Source organism: Pallidibacillus pasinlerensis (assembly GCF_009996845.1).
In the GTDB taxonomy this organism is placed as follows: domain Bacteria; phylum Bacillota; class Bacilli; order Bacillales; family Caldibacillaceae; genus Pallidibacillus; species Pallidibacillus pasinlerensis.
This window is the reverse complement of sequence record NZ_JAACYS010000150.1, coordinates 1-1,034: the sequence shown is the minus strand read 5'-3', so window position 1 is coordinate 1,034 and position 1,034 is coordinate 1. Positions and strand designations below refer to the sequence as shown.

1 protein-coding gene and 1 pseudogene are annotated in these 1,034 nt (G+C 38.8%); both read left to right on the top strand.

Going from position 1 to position 1,034, the window contains the following annotated elements:
- A partial coding sequence (locus GW534_RS15970) for a DDE-type integrase/transposase/recombinase (protein WP_161921936.1) occupies positions 1–857 on the top strand: 857 nt, incomplete at its 5' end.
- Positions 850–1,034: pseudogene (locus tag GW534_RS15965) on the top strand (AAA family ATPase); the annotation flags it as partial. The gene GW534_RS15970 and the pseudogene GW534_RS15965, both read left to right, overlap by 8 nt.

Here is a 1,034-nt window from a genome sequence, read left to right as displayed (position 1 = left end):
GAAAAATTTTAAATGCAACACCCGAAAGAAAGCGATTTGCTTATGATAGAGTCAACATATTGTGGCAGGCTGATTTATCACACGGACCCTTTATTAAAATAAAAGGAAAAGCAAAAAAGACGTTTTTAATTGCTTATATCGATGATTGTTCAAGATTAGTTCCATATGCCCAGTTTTTTACTTCGGAAGGATTTGATGGGCTTAGAGTTGTAACAAAAGAGGCTTTAATCCGCAGAGGAAGGCCTACAATGATATATGCAGATAACGGGAAGATCTATCGATCTGAAACACTACAGTATGCGTGTGCTCAACTAGGGATTACACTAACTCATACACAGCCTTATGATCCGCAAAGTAAAGGGAAAATTGAACGGTTCTTCAAAACAGTACAGACAAGATTTTATCCGTTATTAGAAGCAGACCCAGTGGGTTCCTTAGAGGAGCTGAATGAACGATTCTGGAGATGGTTAGAGGAAGACTATCATCGAAGGGTTCATGCATCATTAGACGGAAAAACGCCGCATGAAGTCTTCCATTCTCAACTAGAAAATATCACGTTTTTAGATGATCCATCCATTCTGGATGTCATCTTTATGAAACGAGTTAAACGGAAGGTAAAGGCGGACGGAACAATCAGTCTAAACAAACAACTTTATGAGGTTCCAGCAAGATTTATTGGGTACTCCGTGGATTTACGAATAGATGATACCGGCGTTTTTATTTTCGAAGATAATAAGAAAGTGGCTGAAGCAGAGCCTGTATCTTTGTCAGATAACGCTCATGTCAAACGAGTTCGTTCACCTTTCTCTTTAACCCAATTAGCTGAAGAATCGAAGGAGGCGAATCGAAATGTATAAATCCTTCTATTCTTTAGCCAAAGAACCCTTTTCGAAAGATATACGCCCATCGGATGCGTTTTTATCATCCGATTATCAAGGAGCTTTAAATGCCTTATCCTATTTACAGAAATCAAAAGGAATTGGTCTCCTCATTGGTGATCCAGGTGCTGGTAAGACTTTTACATTAAGAGCGTT